Source organism: Marinitenerispora sediminis (assembly GCF_003336425.1).
Lineage (GTDB): Bacteria > Actinomycetota > Actinomycetes > Streptosporangiales > Streptosporangiaceae > Marinitenerispora > Marinitenerispora sediminis.
The window spans coordinates 1-203 of record NZ_QEIO01000440.1; the positions used below are offsets into that span (position 1 = coordinate 1).

Here is a 203-nt window from a genome sequence, read left to right on the forward strand (position 1 = left end):
AACTCCGCCAGCCGCATCGCGACGCTGCCGGTGGGGAAGCGCACCCGTGCCGCGGTGGCGTCCCGGCAGGTCACCACCACGGCCACCGGGGCCCCGGCCCGCGCGCGCTCGCGCTGGAAGCCGGCCAGGCCGGCGAGCAGGTCGGTCCGTGACACCGGGGCCAGCGTGCTGACCTCCTCCAGTCCGTCCAGGATGAGCACCGA

Annotated in this window: 1 protein-coding gene; it reads right to left on the bottom strand. The window is 76.4% G+C overall.

Translation table 11 applies throughout. The annotated features are described in order from the left end of the window. On the bottom strand, nucleotides 1-203 hold a 203-nt coding region (locus DEF28_RS27900), incomplete at both ends, for a hypothetical protein (protein WP_158562937.1).